This window comes from Erwinia sp. MYb375, assembly GCF_037479175.1.
In the GTDB taxonomy this organism is placed as follows: Bacteria; Pseudomonadota; Gammaproteobacteria; order Enterobacterales; family Enterobacteriaceae; genus Erwinia; species Erwinia rhapontici.
The window spans coordinates 415,362-432,322 of record NZ_JBBGZS010000023.1 but is presented as its reverse complement, the minus strand read 5'-3'; the positions used below and the strand labels follow the sequence as shown (position 1 = coordinate 432,322).

The 16,961-nt window shown below is 52.0% G+C and carries 15 protein-coding genes, 2 tRNA genes and 1 pseudogene; 9 read left to right on the top strand and 9 right to left on the bottom strand.

Annotated elements, in window-relative coordinates; genetic code table 11:
- Positions 1–48 precede the first annotated feature (48 nt).
- Positions 49–387 (bottom strand): Grx4 family monothiol glutaredoxin, encoded by a 339-nt coding sequence (locus WH279_RS14995; protein ID WP_200643084.1) that lies wholly within the window; start codon positions 385–387, stop codon positions 49–51.
- Positions 388–772: 385 nt separating this feature from the next.
- Between WH279_RS14995 and WH279_RS14990 the strand changes: the two genes are divergently transcribed.
- On the top strand, positions 773–1,645 hold the full coding sequence (locus tag WH279_RS14990) for a C40 family peptidase (RefSeq protein WP_339457571.1): 873 nt from the start codon (positions 773–775) through the stop codon (positions 1,643–1,645).
- A gap of 42 nt (positions 1,646–1,687) precedes the next feature.
- Here the strand turns inward: WH279_RS14990 and cydH are convergent, their stop codons facing one another.
- Positions 1,688–1,777, bottom strand: coding sequence for a cytochrome bd-I oxidase subunit CydH (cydH, locus tag WH279_RS14985; RefSeq protein WP_118664219.1), 90 nt, complete (start codon positions 1,775–1,777; stop codon positions 1,688–1,690).
- Between the two features lie 294 nt (positions 1,778–2,071).
- On the opposite strand from cydH, the gene purR reads away from it, so the two are divergent.
- Positions 2,072–3,097, top strand: coding sequence for an HTH-type transcriptional repressor PurR (gene purR, locus WH279_RS14980; RefSeq protein WP_339457570.1), 1,026 nt, complete (start codon positions 2,072–2,074; stop codon positions 3,095–3,097).
- Here purR and punR read toward each other — a convergent pair.
- A complete protein-coding gene (punR, locus tag WH279_RS14975) occupies positions 3,094–4,026 on the bottom strand; it encodes a DNA-binding transcriptional activator PunR (protein WP_339457569.1) in 933 nt (310 codons plus the stop codon). The two genes, purR and punR, sit on opposite strands and share 4 nt — an antisense overlap.
- Positions 4,027–4,139: 113 nt before the next feature.
- Here punR and punC point away from each other — a divergent pair, with 113 nt between their 5' ends.
- Both punC and cfa read left to right on the top strand, forming a co-directional pair.
- Positions 4,140–5,351, top strand: a complete 1,212-nt coding sequence (gene punC / locus WH279_RS14970; RefSeq protein ID WP_339457568.1) for a purine nucleoside transporter PunC — start codon at positions 4,140–4,142, stop codon at positions 5,349–5,351.
- 314 nt (positions 5,352–5,665) lie between these two features.
- Positions 5,666–6,814 (top strand): cyclopropane fatty acyl phospholipid synthase, encoded by a 1,149-nt coding sequence (cfa, locus tag WH279_RS14965; protein ID WP_339457567.1) that lies wholly within the window; start codon positions 5,666–5,668, stop codon positions 6,812–6,814.
- A 49-nt stretch (positions 6,815–6,863) separates the two neighbouring features.
- Here the strand turns inward: cfa and WH279_RS14960 are convergent, their stop codons facing one another.
- On the bottom strand, positions 6,864–7,529 hold the full coding sequence (locus tag WH279_RS14960) for a riboflavin synthase subunit alpha (RefSeq protein WP_200643078.1): 666 nt from the start codon (positions 7,527–7,529) through the stop codon (positions 6,864–6,866).
- Between the two features lie 285 nt (positions 7,530–7,814).
- Between WH279_RS14960 and WH279_RS14955 the strand changes: the two genes are divergently transcribed.
- The 5 genes from WH279_RS14955 (at position 7,815) to WH279_RS14935 (ending at position 11,970) form a co-directional block, all read left to right on the top strand.
- Complete coding sequence (locus tag WH279_RS14955) at positions 7,815–9,188, top strand: MATE family efflux transporter (protein WP_339457566.1); 1,374 nt, start codon at positions 7,815–7,817, stop codon at positions 9,186–9,188.
- 146 nt (positions 9,189–9,334) lie between these two features.
- Positions 9,335–9,411, top strand: a tRNA-Val gene (locus WH279_RS14950).
- A gap of 69 nt (positions 9,412–9,480) precedes the next feature.
- Positions 9,481–9,557 (top strand) — tRNA-Val (locus WH279_RS14945).
- Between the two features lie 459 nt (positions 9,558–10,016).
- Positions 10,017–11,429: a pyruvate kinase PykF gene (gene pykF / locus WH279_RS14940; RefSeq protein WP_339457565.1), complete on the top strand. Its 1,413-nt coding sequence runs from the start codon at positions 10,017–10,019 to the stop codon at positions 11,427–11,429.
- Positions 11,430–11,733: 304 nt separating this feature from the next.
- On the top strand, positions 11,734–11,970 hold the full coding sequence (locus tag WH279_RS14935) for a major outer membrane lipoprotein (RefSeq protein WP_034895178.1): 237 nt from the start codon (positions 11,734–11,736) through the stop codon (positions 11,968–11,970).
- Between the two features lie 106 nt (positions 11,971–12,076).
- Here WH279_RS14935 and WH279_RS14930 read toward each other — a convergent pair whose 3' ends face one another.
- From WH279_RS14930 to sufC, 5 genes and pseudogenes are all read right to left on the bottom strand, one after another.
- Positions 12,077–13,108, bottom strand: coding sequence for a L,D-transpeptidase family protein (locus WH279_RS14930; protein WP_339457564.1), 1,032 nt, complete (start codon positions 13,106–13,108; stop codon positions 12,077–12,079).
- 139 nt (positions 13,109–13,247) lie between these two features.
- The gene (gene sufE, locus WH279_RS14925) at positions 13,248–13,670 is read right to left on the bottom strand and encodes a cysteine desulfuration protein SufE (RefSeq protein WP_133845272.1); all 423 of its coding nucleotides are present in this window, start codon (positions 13,668–13,670) and stop codon (positions 13,248–13,250) included.
- Between the two features lie 67 nt (positions 13,671–13,737).
- A complete protein-coding gene (gene sufS, locus WH279_RS14920; RefSeq protein ID WP_339457563.1) occupies positions 13,738–14,958 on the bottom strand; it encodes a cysteine desulfurase SufS in 1,221 nt (406 codons plus the stop codon).
- Positions 14,955–16,235, bottom strand: a pseudogene (sufD, locus tag WH279_RS14915) (Fe-S cluster assembly protein SufD). Before sufD ends, sufS begins: the two are co-directional and overlap by 4 nt.
- Positions 16,210–16,956 (bottom strand): Fe-S cluster assembly ATPase SufC, encoded by a 747-nt coding sequence (gene sufC / locus WH279_RS14910; RefSeq protein WP_200643073.1) that lies wholly within the window; start codon positions 16,954–16,956, stop codon positions 16,210–16,212. The pseudogene sufD and the gene sufC overlap by 26 nt, the downstream one beginning before the upstream one ends.
- Between the last annotated feature and the right edge of the window lie 5 nt (positions 16,957–16,961).

Here is a 16,961-nt window from a genome sequence, read left to right as displayed (position 1 = left end):
ACCGGACCTCTCAGGGCCCGGTTTTTTTATGCTGACAATGTGCCTGCATTACTCTGCGGCGTCAGACGGATATTTCTGCGCAGTTTCTTTAATCAGCTGCTGCAGCTCGCCGCGCTGATACATCTCGATGATGATATCGCAGCCACCCACCAGCTCACCGTCTACCCACAGCTGTGGGAACGTTGGCCAGTTGGCATATTTTGGCATTTCTGCACGGATGTCCGGGTTCAGCAGAATATCAACGTACGCGAAGCGCTCGCCACAAGCAGATAACGCCTGAACAGCCTGAGCAGAAAAACCGCAGCTTGGCAGTTTCGGAGAACCTTTCATGTACAGCAGAATAGGGTTTTCAGCGATCTGGCGTTGAATTTTTTCAACAGTACTCATAAATATCTTCCTCAATACGATACATCGTGTGTAGGCTGGGCGCAGCCTGCTTATTGTAGCGATTCTGCCCTGGGGATGAAAATGACATTTTCACATGCGAGAGAGGTAAAAATGTGACCAATAGACAAAACAGGGAAACAAAATAACATTTTCTTATCATCACTGCTGCACCTGTTATGACTAACACTGGTTTTATTGCTGGGTTAACCACCTGATTGTGCTCAATATTACATCATTTTCTTGATCTGTATTATTGAAACAAAAAAGACCTTACCCTTTGTTAAGAAGTTAGATTAGAATTGGCCTAACCTTCTGCATACCGCAGAAATCTCTTTTCTGACCGCGTTGCTGCTTTTTTGTAGCGCACAAACTGTTAATGGGAACGATGCGTTTACTCATCACGCTCTTCATACTGGCTTTCACTCAGTTGTTCTTCAACATGGCGCACGCATCGCCACATGCCCCTATTAATGCAAAACAGCAAAAAGCCGAAAGCAATACTGCACGTGTAGATGACCGCCGTAAGCGCCGTCCGGTAAAAGCCACTTCGACCAAAAAAGTCAAAGAACCTGTCAGTAAGAAAGCCAAAGAAACCGTTAAAAAAGAACCGTCTAAATCAGCACGGCTTTTGCTGGCAAAAAAACTGAAAGAGAAAGAAAAGAAAAAAAACAGCGCAGCCCCGGTGCGTAATGCGAAGGTGGAGAAGAAAACACTGAGCAAAAAACTCGCGGCCAGCAAAAAAGCGGATAAAAAACATTATGGTCGTCAACGCGCAGGCAGCAAAGCCACTGACGATGATAACGATGCTCTGAGCGCCCCGCTCAAACTCAGCAAAGCACATCGCGCACGCTACCAGAAAGCACGTGAGACGGCGATGAACAAGCTAATGGGCCAACTTGGAAAGCCTTATCAATGGGGCGGCACCTCTCCGAAAACCGGTTTCGATTGCAGTGGTCTGGTGTGGTATGCCTACAAAGATCTGGTGAAGTTTAAGATCCCGCGCACGGCCAATGAAATGTACCATCTGCGTGATGCGGCTTCGATTAAGCGCGATCAGTTAGAGAAAGGTGATCTGGTCTTCTTCCGCATTAACGGACGTGGCACGGCCGATCACGTTGGCGTCTATCTGGGTGGAGGGAAATTTATTCAGTCTCCACGTACTGGTAAAGACATTCAGGTCAGTGCATTGAGCGAAGATTACTGGCAGGAACACTACATCGGTGCGCGCCGTATGATGACGCCTAAAACGATTCGATAATGCGTGTGGGTTCGGGAAGAGTGTCCTCCTCCCGTGCAAAACTTAATGCATGACAGCCGTAAAACTAAACGCAATAATCATCAGCAGTGAACCCACAACGGCCAGTGCCGTCATTTTCATATCAGTGTTCATTCTCTCTCCTCAATAACCTTGTTATTAGTAAGCCAACAGATTTTCCCACAGTTACCCGTAAAAATCTCGTTTTCTGTGCGCAGCCTTGTTAGAATTCTTTATTCCGTTGCGCAACACAGTCGGCAACGTGTAAAAGTCAGCACTGCATGTCACTCTACGGACGATTCTACCCCTTCCCGACCCTTTGAGACAGCACCCAAAATAATTCTGGTCGGGCAGGAATGGCTGTACCCAGGCAAACGTTTAACCAATTAGTTATCAAGATGTTACGATAACACCAGGAGTACGATTTTCATGGCAACAATTAAGGATGTGGCAAAGCGCGCCGGTGTTTCAACCACCACCGTGTCTCATGTGATTAACAAAACGCGCTTTGTAGCCGAAGAGACGCGCGAAGCGGTATGGGTGGCGATCAAAGAATTGCATTACTCCCCCAGCGCCGTGGCCCGCAGTCTGAAGGTCAACCACACCAAAACCATTGGCCTTCTGGCAACATCCAGCGAAGCGCCCTATTTTGCAGAGATCATTGAGGCGATAGAAAACCGCTGCTTTGCCAAAGGCTATACGCTGATTTTGGGCAATGCGCACAATGACCTGCAAAAACAGCAGGCCTATCTGTCAATGATGGCGCAAAAACGCGTCGATGGGTTGCTGGTGATGTGTTCGGAATATCCTGACACGTTGATTTCCATGCTGGAAGATAACCGTAATATCCCGATGGTCGTCATGGATTGGGGCGAGTCGCGCGGTGATTTAACTGATACCGTACTGGATAATGCTTTTGAGGGCGGTTATCTGGCGGGACGCTACCTGATCGAGCGTGGGCACCGCGATATCGGCGCGATCCCAGGCCAGCTTGAACGTAATACGGGCGGTGGCCGCCATGCCGGATTCCTGAAAGCGCTGGCAGAAGCAGGCATCACGCTGCGCGATGAATGGCTGGTGCAGGGCGACTTTGAACCTGAGTCGGGCTATCGTGCCATGCAGCAAATATTGTCGCAGAAGCAGCGCCCGACGGCCATTTTCTGCGGTGGTGATATTATGGCTATGGGCGCGATTTGCGCAGCAGATGAAATGGGGTTGCGCGTACCGCAGGATATTTCGGTGATCGGTTATGATAACGTGCGCAACGCCCGCTACTTTACGCCCGCACTGACCACCGTCCACCAGCCAAAAGAGCGTCTGGGCGAAACCGCTTTTGATATGTTGCTGGACCGTATCACCAGCAAACGCGAAGACCCGCAAACCATTGAAGTTCACCCTTCACTGATTGAGCGTCGTTCCGTTGCCGATGGCCCTTTCCGCGACTATCGCCGTTAATCACTCACCTGCCACTGGCCGGGATGTTCACTTAACCACTCTGCATTCAGGGTTTCTGTGTTACCCAGATAGTCCAGTAACCAACTTAGCGCCGGTGAGGCGCTTTGTTCAGACCAGCTGAGATAACAGGGACTGTCGGGAAACGGTGACGTCAGCGTCACTTCTCCCAACACGCCTTGTTGCAGCCAGGGCTGGGCAAAATGACCGGGTACCATCCCAACACACAGCCCGGCTCGCAGGCAGTCAAACGCACTTTCCCAGTCAGGCACCACCAGCCGTCGTTGATTATCTAATGTCCACGTGGTGCGTTTTGGCAAGGCACGTGAGGTATCTTCCAGTACCAGCGATGGCCACTCACGGATTAACGTCTCGCTTAACGGCCCCTCATGGCTCAGCAGAGGATGCGACGTTTTCACCACGCAGCGCCAGTTAAGGCTTCCCATATCACGAAAAGCAAAACGTCCTCGTACCGGGATCGCCTGAGTCGCACCGATTGCGACATCGACGCGACCGTCAGCCAGTGCATCCCACACGCCATTGAACACTTCCGGCATGATATGCAGTTCCATGTCGGTAAAATGCCGTAAAAAATCCACGACCAGCTGTCGGGTGCGTGCCGGGCGCACAATTCTGTCGACCGCAATATTGATTTGTCCCCGCCAGCCGTTAGCCACCTGTTGGCAGCGTGTGCGGGTGGCGAGCATTTTTTTGATAACAGCCCGACCTTCTTCAATGAAAACCCGTCCGGCGTCCGTCAACTCCACATCGCGATGACGACGCTCAAACAGACTCACGGCCAGCCAGGCTTCCAGCTGCCGCACGGTATAACTCACAGCGGAAGGGACGCGATGCAATTCTGCCGCAGCAGCGGTAAAACTGCCCGTTCGCGCCACCGCATCAACCACTTCAAGAGAATGTTCAGACCACATGATTTGCCTTCAATATTTTTCATCGCAACCCACGAATATTAGCGTTTCACAGACGGGTCAGCACGCGATTACACTGCACGCGTAAAAAAATTGTCTAATAAGAGTTAAAAACCATGCGTTCCAAAGGATTTATGATTTACCTTGCGCTGCTCAGTATGCTGGGCTTTCTTGCTACCGATATGTACCTACCCGCGTTTGGCGTGATGCAACAGGACTTACAGACGGAAGCCGGTGCCATTAGCGCCAGTTTAAGTATCTTCCTTGCCGGGTTTGCCTGCGCACAGCTAGTCTGGGGCCCGTTGTCAGACCGCATCGGCCGCAAACCGGTGTTGATGATGGGCTTGAGTCTGTTCGCCGTTGGTTGTGCAGCCATGCTGTGGGTGGAGTCGGCTTTCTGGTTGCTGATCGTTCGCTTTGTTCAGGCCGTGGGTGTGTGCGCTGCGGCGGTGAGCTGGCAGGCTCTGGTGGTTGATCGCTACAGTGGTCCGCGGGCCAATCGTGTCTTTGCGACCATTATGCCACTGGTCGCCCTCTCGCCTGCGCTGGCTCCCCTGTTGGGTGCCTGGCTACTGCAACACTTTTCATGGCGTTCGATTTTCGTTGTCTTGCTACTGCTCAGCCTCGCACTACTGATCCCTACATTGCGCTTGCCGTCACGCCCGGTGGACGATCACGCTGCCGTTAAGCCCCGCACGCCTGGCTTCTTCACATTGCTGAAGTCGCCCATTTACAGTGGCAACGTGGCGATTTATGCCGCGTGCTCTGCCAGCTTCTTTGCCTGGCTCACCGGGTCCCCTTTCATTCTGGGTAACCTGGGTTTGTCCCCTGCGGATATTGGCCTCAGCTATGTTCCACAAACTGTGGCGTTTCTTGTCGGCGGGTTTAGCTGCCGCGCGCTGTTGAACCACTTTGCCGGGCGCCAATTGTTGCCATGGCTGCTGGCCTTCTACAGTGTCAGCATTCTCGCGATCTATTTTGTTTCACTGCAGCCGCAGCCTTCCTTGTTTGCATTACTGCTGCCGTTTTGTGGAATGGCGATGGCAAACGGTGCGATCTACCCGATTGTGGTATCCAGTGCGTTACTGCCCTTCCCCCAGGCGACCGGTAAAGCAGCCGCCTTGCAGAATATGTTGCAGCTCGGCCTCTGTTTTTTCGCCAGTCTGGCGGTGTCAACATGGATTGAATCCCCGTTACATACCACTACGCTGGTGATGGCTGGCACGATTGTCCTGGCTGTTGTTGGCTACATTGTCCAGCGACTGGCGGAGCAAAAACAGCCTCACCTGACGGCTCCGTGCCAGGTGGAATCCTGTAAAAACACTTAGTTAGCGCCCTAACAATAATGCATTGAATATTACCTTTCGTGGGCATATACTTTTCAGCGCAAGATAAAATAACAACTTAACAACATTTTTGAGTGGGCGACGGCGTTTTTGTCGTCGTCCACTGTTGGTTCCTGACAAGGTTGTCATGGAGTTGTTCCGAGTGACTACGTTACGACCTCTGCCAGTTTCACATCAAACCTCTTTTTTAACGTCGGATATCAGACTGCGGCATTCGCCGTGAGTGCTCTCACTGGCCTGTAGAAATTGACGCGTCTTTTTCTCAGGTTTCAATCACACAGGGTGATGGAGAAGCTATGAGTTCATCGTGTATAGAAGAAGTGAGCCTTGACGACAACCCGTGGTATCGAATCGTCCAGGAAATGTTGAGTCAGGCCAATATCGAAATCAATGGTTCCCGCCCCTGGGATATCCAGATTACCAACCCCGATTTTTTTAAACGCGTTCTGCAGGAAGGATCGCTGGGGTTAGGTGAAAGCTATATGGATGGCTGGTGGGAATGCGAACGCCTGGATATATTTTTCCAGCGTGTTTTGCAGTCAAAATTAGATCAGCAACTCCCTCACCATTTCCGCGACACCTTGCGTGTTGTGGCGTCCCGGCTCACGAATCTGCAATCTCGCAAACGCGCGTGGATTGTTGGCAAAGAGCATTATGACCTGGGTAACGATCTCTTCACCCACATGCTCGATCCTTATATGCAATATTCCTGCGCTTACTGGAAAGAAGCCCGTACGCTGGAAGATGCTCAAGAAGCCAAATTGCAGATGATCTGCGAGAAACTTCAACTGGAGCCGGGCATGTCTCTGCTGGATATTGGCTGTGGCTGGGGAGGTCTGGCGGAATATGCGGCGCGTCACTTTAGCGTGCATGTTGTGGGGGTGACCATTTCTGCTGAACAACAAAAGCTGGCACAACAGCGCTGTGACGGACTGGATGTCACGATTTTGCTTCAGGATTATCGCGATTTGTCTGAGCAGTTCGACCGCATTGTTTCTGTCGGCATGTTCGAACATGTCGGGCCAAAAAATTACGCCACCTATTTTGATGTGGTGAATCGTAATCTCAAGCCTGAGGGTATTTTCCTGCTGCATACCATTGGTGCTAACAAAACCAATAATGAGGTTGACCCGTGGATCGACAAATACATTTTCCCTAACGGCTGCCTGCCCTCTGTGCGGCATATTGCCGCAGCCAGCGAGCCCTGGTTCGTGATGGAAGACTGGCACAATATTGGCGCTGATTATGATGTGACGTTGATGCACTGGTATCAACGTTTTCTTAGCGCATGGCCTCAACTCTCAGACAAATATGGCGAACGTTTTAAAAGGATGTTCACTTACTACCTGAATGCTTGCGCGGGTGCGTTTCGTGCAAGGGATATTCAGCTCTGGCAGGTGGTATTTACCCACGGTAAACAAGGTGGCCTGCGCGTTGCGCGTTAGGTAATACCCTTTTCAGCAAGGGCGACGTCATGTCGCCCTTTTTATGACATTACGCTTCCGGGCTCTCAGCCTGTTTTTCACTGACTGCGGCGGCCAGTAATGCCGCTTCACGCTGAGCCAGAACGCGCTCAACGGTTTCCACAATCGCCTGCGTATGCGGGTCGATCTCAATATTCACACGATGCCCCAGACGTTTGCTGCCTAAGGTGGTGCGCATCAGTGTTTCGGGGATCAGGTGAACACAGAATTTTGTGCGCGTCACCTCTCCTACCGTCAGGCTGATACCGTCGATGCCAACAAATCCTTTATGCAGGATATATTTCATCTGACTGGCATCCTGCGGTTTAAACCAGATTTCGCGATTGTTTTCCGAGGTCAGTATTTTGCTGATCTCAGCCGTGGTCATAATATGCCCTGACATCAGATGACCGCCAATTTCATCGCTGAATTTTGCCGCACGCTCAACGTTAACGGTATCACCGACTTTCAGATCGCCCAGATTAGTAATACGCAGCGTTTCTTTTACCAGATCAAAACTAACGCGGTCGCCATCGACTTCGGTCACCGTCAGGCAACAACCATTATGGGAAACGGACGCCCCCAGTTCCAGCCCGGGCAATAATGCCTCCGGCATTCTGATCACATGGGTACGAAAATTAGGTTTTTCGTCAATGTCCAGCACCTCCGCGGTGCCCTGCACAATACCGGTAAACATAGCTGTTGCCTCAATCAATGTGTTTTCGCTCCAGTTAGTTTGCCCTGGCATCGCAACAAAACCAAATAAAGTCCCGTTTAATTGCGTGACATAAAGAGCGATTCTTTTATCAGAAGATTGGCTATTTCCGCCGCTGACACTAGAATGGAACGCCTGCCCTGCTGGCATCATCGCAAATGCCGTTTATTTCTTCAGCAGTGTCTTTCATCATTCAACTCCCCAATGGATTTCACGGTGCAGTAAAACGGCGTGAAACATAGCGGAAAAATTAAAAAAGGTGTATGTGTGCAGAAGTACCTCTTAGAGGCGCGTCAGTTATTAGCCCTTGCTATCCCGGTGATCCTTGCGCAGGTTGCGCAAACCTCCATGGGCTTTGTTGATACAGTAATGGCCGGTGCCGTTAGCGCCACGGATATGGCCGCCGTTGCAGTAGGAACCTCAATCTGGTTACCTTCCATTCTTTTTGGTCACGGTTTGATCCTGGCGCTGACGCCGGTGGTGGCGCAGCTTAATGGCTCCGGCCGACGTGAGCGCATTGCACATCAGGTTCGCCAGGCTTACTGGCTGGCAGCGATGGTCTCTGTGCTGATTATGGTGGTGCTGTATAACGCCGGATACCTGATCGGCGCGATGCATAATGTTGACCCGGAATTATCCAGAAAAGCGGTGGGATACCTGCACGCCTTGCTGTGGGGCGCTCCCGGTTATCTGTTTTTCCAGGTTGCCCGTAATCAGTGTGAAGGTTTATCAAAAACGAAACCCGGCATGGTCATGGGGTTCCTCGGGCTGCTGGTGAATATTCCGGTTAACTACGTCTTTATCTACGGTCACTTTGGCATGCCTGCACTGGGCGGAATTGGTTGCGGCGTGGCCACCGCATCGGTCTACTGGGTGATGTTTATCGCGATGAAGGCCTGGGTGAATCGAGCCAAATCAATGCGCGATATTCATATTGAGGGACGTTTCAGTGCGCCAGACTGGAAAGCATTACGCCGTCTGACCGGGCTTGGTCTGCCGGTTGCGCTGGCACTGTTCTTTGAAGTGACATTGTTTGCTGTCGTGGCCCTGCTGGTGTCTCCGATGGGGATCGTCAAAGTCGCGGGCCATCAGATCGCCCTGAACTTCAGTTCACTGATGTTCGTCCTGCCGTTATCGCTTGGGGTCGCCACCACCATCCGCGTAGGCTTCCGACTGGGTCAGGGTTCTGTCGAACAGGCCAAAGTCGCCGCGTGGACAGCGCAGGGCGTTGGCATCGGTATGGCTTGTATGACCGCGCTGTTCACAGTGACGTTTCGCGAAGAGATCGCCCTGCTTTATACCGATAACCCTGAGGTGATTACGCTGGCAGCACAGCTGATGTTCCTGGCGGCGGTGTATCAGTTCTCTGACTCGATTCAGGTGATCGGCAGCGGCATTCTACGTGGTTATAAAGATACCCGTTCTATCTTCTTTATTACCTTCGTCGCCTACTGGATCCTCGGCCTGCCGAGCGGTTACGTGCTGGCGATGACCGACTGGGTGGTCCCGGCAATGGGCCCTTCAGGATTCTGGACCGGCTTTATCATTGGACTGACCTCCTCTGCCGTCATGATGATCTGGCGGATGCGCCGCCTGCAACGGCAGCCTGCGGAGATGATTCTGAAGCGTGCTGCACGTTAATTTTCTGATAAACGTGCGGAAAATGATTAAAATTGCTGCGCTTCGCACAGTTGCGCAGCAATCGGACACAAAAATCCTTTTTTCTCCTTGCCAGTCGTTCAGGGTGTCGCTAATATTCGTCCCCGTTGTCACCACGACAACAATTTGCGTCTGTAGCTCAGTTGGTTAGAGCACCACCTTGACATGGTGGGGGTCGATGGTTCGAGTCCATTCAGACGCACCATCTTTCTTCCAAAGAAAGATGAACGGAAGTTGCTATCAAAGCAGTAGTACGAAAGACGAAGCAAATTATGCGTCTGTAGCTCAGTTGGTTAGAGCACCACCTTGACATGGTGGGGGTCGATGGTTCGAGTCCATTCAGACGCACCAAATTCTTTTCGCAATACCCTCCACGCTTGTTACCTCATCCAAACGACTTTTTCGACTTCTCCAGAACGCACCACAACTGCCGGTATGCCCCTTCATCCAGACTTTCAGATTAACCTTACTTCGCACTGGTTTGCGCAACGAACTTGATGCGCATCATTCCTGCATGCTATTTCACGCTTTTTAATTGGTTTTCGAACACTTAGCGACTATAATACGGAACGTTGTTTCACTTGAATGGTTTCAGCGTATGGTTGCCCCTCAATTTATAACGAGTACCTGTTGCGCAACGTCTTGCTGCGCCTGCGCCGAAACCACGTCTCAACTTACCCTGCATGCTTTAATTCTGTCACCTATCCTTACTCAGTATCGACGTTTTCATAACGCAAATTTTTTCCTCCGGGGGAATCACCGCCGGGATCCATCTTTAATCATCCATCACAACTTAATAGATAAATCGTCATGAAAAAGACTAAAATCGTATGTACTATCGGCCCAAAAACCGAATCTGAAGAGATGCTGACCAACCTGCTTGATGCCGGCATGAACGTGATGCGTCTGAACTTTTCCCACGGGAATTATGAAGAGCATGGCCAGCGTATTACTAACCTGCGCTCCGTGATGAGCAAAAGCGGTCACCAGGCTGCCATTCTGCTGGACACTAAAGGTCCTGAAATCCGTACGATGAAGCTGGAAGGCGGTAACGATGCCTCCCTGAAAGCGGGCCAGACCTTCACCTTCACCACCGACCAGACCATCATCGGTAACGCTGATACCGTCGCAGTGACTTACGCTGGCTTCGCTTCTGACCTGAAAATCGGCAACACCGTACTGGTGGATGACGGTTTGATCGGTATGGAAGTTATCGACGTCACTGAAAGCACCGTGGTATGTAAAGTGCTGAACAACGGTGACCTGGGTGAGAACAAAGGCGTTAACCTGCCGGGTGTGTCCATTCAGCTGCCTGCGCTGGCTGAAAAAGACAAGCTGGACCTGATCTTTGGCTGTGAGCAAGGCGTCGACTTCGTTGCTGCCTCGTTCATTCGTAAGCGTTCAGACGTGATCGAAATCCGTGAGCATCTGAAAGCACACGGCGGCGAGCATATCCAGATCATCTCCAAAATTGAAAACCAGGAAGGCCTGAACAACTTCGACGAAATCCTTGATGCCTCAGACGGTATCATGGTCGCTCGTGGTGACCTCGGCGTTGAGATCCCGGTTGAAGAAGTGATCTTCGCTCAGAAGATGATGATCAAGAAGTGTAACCGTGCACGTAAAGTGGTGATCACCGCCACTCAGATGCTCGATTCCATGATCAAAAACCCGCGCCCTACCCGTGCGGAAGCCGGTGACGTTGCCAACGCCATTCTCGACGGTACTGATGCTGTGATGCTGTCTGGTGAAAGCGCCAAAGGGAAATACCCGCTGGAGTCTGTCACCATTATGGCCACCATCTGCGAGCGTACCGACCGCGTGATGAAAAGCCGCATCGACTCCCAGCACGACAACCGCAAAATGCGCATCACGGAAGCAGTATGTCGTGGTGCGGTAGAAACGGCTGAGAAACTGGAATCGCCACTGATTGTGGTTGCCACTGAAGGCGGCAAGTCTGCGAAGTCTATTCGCAAATACTTCCCGAACGCGACTATTCTCGCACTGACGACCAATGAACAAACTTCACGTCAGTTATTGCTCAGTAAAGGCATCATCACTTCCGTGGTGAAAGAAATCGCCTCAACTGACGACTTCTACCGTCTGGGTAAAGAAGCGGCAGAAGCCAGCGGCTATGCGCAGAAAGGCGATGTGGTCGTCATGGTTTCTGGTGCACTGGTACCAAGTGGAACCACCAATACTGCGTCAGTGCACGTTCTGTAATTAAAAATTACGCCTTGTATTTAAAAAGCGCCCTCAGTGGCGCTTTTTTTACAACTTGCGTAAGACGTTTCACAAAGCGTCCAATCGAAATTAACGATTTAATTACCGTAGAAACGATGTTCCCTCCGATTAAAATCGCCTGTTTTCGCTTCGTTTTTTGTAAAATATCAGAAATAAGATGCTTCTTTGAGCGAACGATCAAGTTTAAGCACTTTCTCATCAAAAAATTATTCTCATTAGAAAATACTTTGTGTAATACTTGTAACGCTACATGGAGATTAACTTAATCTAGAGGGTATTAATAATGAATCGTACTAAACTGGTACTGGGCGCGGTAATCCTGGCTTCAACTATGCTGGCTGGTTGCTCAAGCAACGCTAAAATCGATCAGCTGTCTACCGATGTGCAGACTCTGAACGCTAAAGTTGACCAGCTGAGCAACGACGTGAACGCAATCCGTTCTGACGTTCAGGCTGCTAAAGATGACGCAGCTCGTGCTAACCAGCGTCTGGACAACCAGGCTCACTCTTACCGTAAGTAAGAGTTCTGGTAATGAAATGGCGCACATTGTGCGCCATTTTTTTTGCCTGTTATCCGGAGTCTTCCGCCATGCGCCCAACCCCGTCTAAAACGCCCTGTAAACGACGCTAAGCCCCGCCAGCGCCAACACGAGTCACTGGTGCAGATTTACCCTCTGCCGCAGCAGAAGGCTGTTTAGCCTCGCTGACAGGAAACTCCACGTTACCCCCGGCTTTTTCACCTTCATTAACCAGTACTGGCATCCCCGCCCTGCGCTCAATCGCCGCTTTGATCACTGCCCGATCGCTGGCATCACTGTTGATGAATTTCTTAGCAGCCACCGTTAATGCAATCGGCATGGTTTGCGGATCATCCTTCTCGCTATGTGATAACGGCTGATGCACTTCCAGATACCGTTTACCGTCGGGTTCAACCGCGTACTTCACGGGCTGATTGATGATCTGTACACGCGTCCCTTTTGGAACGCTGTTAAACAGTGCTTCAATATCGTCCGGGCGCAACCGGATGCACCCTGAACTGACGCGCATGCCGATACCAAAATCAGCGTTAGTACCGTGGATCAGATAGTGTTGCTTACCGTAAGCCAGACGCAGCGCAAACAGCCCCATCGGGTTATCCGGCCCTGCGGGTACGGTTACCGGTAGCGTCTTGCCTTCAGCCGCGTAGCGCTTACGAATATTGGGGGTGGGTGTCCAGGTAGGATTGGGAATTTTCTGGCTGATGCTGGTGACCATTGCCGGGGTGTTTGCGCCCAGCTGACCAATACCGATGGGATAGACGATCACTTTGTTTTCATCTTTCGGATAGTAGTAGAGGCGCAGTTCAGCCACGTTGACGACGATGCCTTCACGTTTCGTATCAGGAAGCAGCATCTGCGTTGGAATGGTCAGCTGCGAACCCGCTTTAGGTAACCAGGGGTCGGTACCGGGATTGGCTTCCAGCAGACCCAGCAGGCCCACTTTATATTTGGCCGCCACAGACTCCAGCGGCTGCCCGTCATTGGGGACGACAAAGGTGGTGTTCTCACCAATCAGGCGGCTGTTGTCTGGGGGAAGTGGATACTCGGTTGCGCTAACGGCGTGCATCCCGGCAAGAAAGGTAAGAACAGAGATCCCGGCAAAGCGGTAAAAGAGTTTCATGCGCATTTCTCGGTTATGAATGGATAGATACACAACCTGACTCGCTTACCGGGGGCGATAAATGCACCCGCAATCGGGATCGGGATGTGTAAACACCCCACTGTAGCCTGGCGGGGTGCTTACCGAGAAGTGTAGCAATTCAAGGCTGAGTAAGAATCAGCGCTTTCTTACGAATGGCACGAATCATTGCTTCCAGTCCCTGCGAACGGGACGGCGTTAATTGTTGCGTCAGTGAAAGGTCAGCAAACCAGGGGCGGACATCAAAATCGACGATTTCCTGCGGCGTCATCTTTTGGTACAGCGCGAAAACAATGGCAATCAACCCTTTTACCAGCGCGGCATCGCTGTCGCCCTGCAGGCGAACACAGCCTGTTTCATCGGTGTCGACGACAATCCACACCTGGCTCTGACAGCCCGGAATGATGTTTTCCGGCTGCTGGAGGGTTTCCGCCTCGCCCGACAGGCGCGCACCCAGCTCAATGATGTACAGATACTTCTCTTCCTGGTTAGCGCAACGATTGAAGTTACGTACCAGCTTGTCTTTATCTGGCAGAGTTGCCATTGCTTCCTCACTTAAAAACGAAAGGGCGAGGCATGCCTCGCCCCTGCGGGTCGGTGCGGGTTGAAACTTAACCCAGCAAACGGTGAATACGTGTTAAACCGGCGGCCAGTCGGTCCACTTCTTCTTCGCTATTATACAGAACAAACGAGGCACGACACATGGCAGGCACCTCGTAATGCTGCATTAACGGCATGGCACAGTGATGTCCAGTACGTATCGCGATGCCATATTGATCCAGGAAGCTGCCAACATCAAAAGCATGGTGCTTACCCAGGTTGAACGCAATCACGCCAGCACGCTGCTGCGGGCCATAGATCACCAGATCCGGCACTGCGGCCAGTTTATCCAGTGCATAGCGCATCAGCTGCTGTTCACGCTCGGCAATCACATCCAGCCCCAGATCGCTGATCCACTTGATGGCAGCGCCCAGACCGATAATCGCCCCGGTATTCGGTGACCCCGCTTCGAAGCGCCATGGCGCCGCAGCAAAGGTGGTGCCTTTGGTCAGGCTGACGGTCGCAATCATCGCCCCGCCCCCTTCCCACGGCGGCATCTGATCCAGCAGTGCCTTGCGGCCATACAGGATGCCAATGCCGGTCGGACCATAAAGTTTGTGCCCGGAGAAAACATAGAAATCGCAGTCCAGATCCTGGACATCGACCTGATGATGCATCACGGCCTGTGCACCGTCGATCAGCGTGACCACGCCTGCAGCTTTCGCCTGCGCGACCAGCGCTTTCACCGGATTTTCAGTCCCCAGCACGTTAGAGACCTGCGTCACTGCCAGCAGGCGGGTACGGCTGTCCATCAATGCCGGTAACTGAGCGATATCCAGCTCACCGTTAGCGGTCAGTGGGATAAAGCGCACTTCAGCGCCGGTGCGCTGGGCTACCATCTGCCACGGAACGATATTCGCGTGATGCTCCATCTCCGTGATGATAATGTTGTCGCCCGGCTGCAACTGGCTGCCGCCCCAGCTGTTAGCGACCAGATTGATCGCTTCTGTGGTGCCTTTAACGAAGACGATCTCTTCCGCTGACGCCGCATTGAGGAACTGTGCTGCCTGAGTACGCACATTTTCCATTTCCGTGGTGGCTTCCGCACTCAGCGTATGAATACCACGGTGCACGGCGGCATAGCCATGCTCATAAAAGCGGCTTTCTGCGTCAATGACTGCCTGCGGCTTTTGCGCACTGGCCGCACTGTCGAGATAGGCCAGCGGTTGCCCGTTGACCTCACGCGCCAGCAGCGGAAACTCCGCCCGAATGCGGGCCAGGTCAAAACTCATTGCAGGCCTCCAGGGAAACGCTGCGCGATGCGCTGCATCACGGCTTCTTTCAGCGTTTCATCAGAAATGGCTTCGGTTAATTCAGCGGCAAACGCATAGATAATCATGCGCTGCGCGGCGGCTTCGTCGATCCCACGAGAACGCAGATAGAACATCTGCTCTTCGTCGATACGACCGATCGTCGCACCATGACCGCATTTCACGTCATCAGCGTAGATTTCAAGCTGCGGTTTGGTATCCACTTCTGCCAGACGTCCCAGTAACAGGTTGTTGTTACTCATCTGACCGTCAGTTTTCAGCGCATACTTGGCCACTTTAATATGACCATTAAACACGGCTCGGGCACGGTCACGCACAATGGTTTTATGCAGCTGACGGCTCTGGCAATGGCCTTTGTTGTGCTCAAGATAGGTGCGGCTGTCACACACTTCTTTGTCCAGCGGCAGCATCAGGCTGTTGATCACCAGGTCGCTGCCCTCGCCTTCCAGTTTGCTACTGGTGTTGTGACGGGTCAGACCCGCACCCAGCAGGAAGCTGTGGCTCTGCACGCGCACATCACGGCCCAGCATCAGGTCGTTATGTGAGAAGTGATAGCTGCTTTGATCTTCGAAGCAGAGGTTGTAGTGCGTCAGCTGTGCGTTATTGCCCACATCAGCGGTGAAACGCGCACCGGTAAAGTGCGTTGAGGCGTTAAGCGTGACGTAATGCTCAATCACCGTCGCTTCCGCCGCTTCTTCCAGCACCAGATGGTGACGATAGTGAGAGGTATTCATCTCGCCTGCCGCACTGCCGCTGCTGATATGAAGCAGGTAAAGGGGACGCGCTGCCGCTTTACCGCGTGCCAGCTGAATGGTCGTCACTTCTTCTGCCAGGCTTTCGGTCAGATGCAGGAACACTTCGGGCTGGATTGGCGCACTCAACTCGCGACGTTCCGCGGCCTGAGTCACCTGAATAGCGAACAGATCATGCTCACTGTCACTCAGGGCCGGTGCAAAACGGCCATCAATAAACACCAGGCGCACAGCATCAATCGCCAGTGCCACGTTGTCGATAGCGTCTGTATTCAGTTCAGCAGGCTGAGGCAGCACAAACTGGTGGCTCAGTAGCTGGTCCAGTGGCGTGTATTTGCAGTTTTACTGCTTACGCGTAGGCAGACCTAAACGCAGCAGCTGCTGCCAGTGTTGCTGTGCCTGCAACGAACGGCTTTCACCACGCGTTTCAAACAGGTGATGCCACTGTTGCAGCGCGTTATCACTCTTGGTCGGTAAGCCAGCCATAGCCTTGCTCCTCCAACTGTTTAACCAGTGAGAAATCACCTGATTTCACAATTTTGCCCTGATACAGCACGTGGACGAAGTCCGGCTTGATGTAGTCAAGAATACGCTGGTAGTGCGTAACGATAATGAATGAACGTTTGCCATCGCGCAGGTTGTTAACCCCGTTTGCCACGATTTTCAGGGCATCAATATCCAGACCGGAGTCCGTCTCATCCAGAATGCACAGATCCGGCTCCAGTGCCGCCATCTGCAGAATGTCATTACGCTTTTTCTCACCGCCGGAGAAACCAACGTTAACGGAACGGGTCAACAGATCCTCAGGCATTTTCAGCATCTGAATCTTATCTTCAATGAAGTCCTGGAAATCAAAACGGTCCAGCGCTTCCTGCTCACGGTATTTGCGCACCGCGTTAACAGAGGTTTGCAGGAAGAACTGGTTACTGACGCCAGGGATCTCAACCGGGTACTGGAAAGCCATAAAGATGCCTTCGCCGGCACGATCTTCCGGGGCCAGTTCCAGCAGGTCTTTACCTTTAAACTCCACGGAGCCGCCGGTGACTTCATAGTCTTCACGCCCTGCCAGAGTGGCGGAAAGGGTACTTTTCCCTGAGCCGTTTGGCCCCATGATGGCGTGAACTTCGCCGGGTTTGATTTCAAGATTCAATCCACGCAGGATAGCTTTGTCTTCAACGCTGACCTGTAAATCTTTAATGCTTAACATAAGGT

Bases quoted from the DNA above. Each gene is read 5' to 3' on its own strand.
- WH279_RS14935 (WP_034895178.1), top strand. From the start codon at position 11,734: ATGAATCGTACTAAACTGGTACTGGGCGCGGTAATCCTGGCTTCAACT.
- purR (WP_339457570.1), top strand. From the start codon at position 2,072: ATGGCAACAATTAAGGATGTGGCAAAGCGCGCCGGTGTTTCAACCACC.
- sufS (WP_339457563.1), bottom strand. From the start codon at position 14,958: ATGAGTTTTGACCTGGCCCGCATTCGGGCGGAGTTTCCGCTGCTGGCG.
- cfa (WP_339457567.1), top strand. From the start codon at position 5,666: ATGAGTTCATCGTGTATAGAAGAAGTGAGCCTTGACGACAACCCGTGG.
- WH279_RS14930 (WP_339457564.1), bottom strand. From the start codon at position 13,108: ATGAAACTCTTTTACCGCTTTGCCGGGATCTCTGTTCTTACCTTTCTT.
- WH279_RS14990 (WP_339457571.1), top strand. From the start codon at position 773: ATGCGTTTACTCATCACGCTCTTCATACTGGCTTTCACTCAGTTGTTC.
- WH279_RS14995 (WP_200643084.1), bottom strand. From the start codon at position 387: ATGAGTACTGTTGAAAAAATTCAACGCCAGATCGCTGAAAACCCTATT.
- sufE (WP_133845272.1), bottom strand. From the start codon at position 13,670: ATGGCAACTCTGCCAGATAAAGACAAGCTGGTACGTAACTTCAATCGT.
- pykF (WP_339457565.1), top strand. From the start codon at position 10,017: ATGAAAAAGACTAAAATCGTATGTACTATCGGCCCAAAAACCGAATCT.
- cydH (WP_118664219.1), bottom strand. From the start codon at position 1,777: ATGAACACTGATATGAAAATGACGGCACTGGCCGTTGTGGGTTCACTG.
- sufC (WP_200643073.1), bottom strand. From the start codon at position 16,956: ATGTTAAGCATTAAAGATTTACAGGTCAGCGTTGAAGACAAAGCTATC.
- WH279_RS14960 (WP_200643078.1), bottom strand. From the start codon at position 7,529: ATGTTTACCGGTATTGTGCAGGGCACCGCGGAGGTGCTGGACATTGAC.
- punC (WP_339457568.1), top strand. From the start codon at position 4,140: ATGCGTTCCAAAGGATTTATGATTTACCTTGCGCTGCTCAGTATGCTG.
- punR (WP_339457569.1), bottom strand. From the start codon at position 4,026: ATGTGGTCTGAACATTCTCTTGAAGTGGTTGATGCGGTGGCGCGAACG.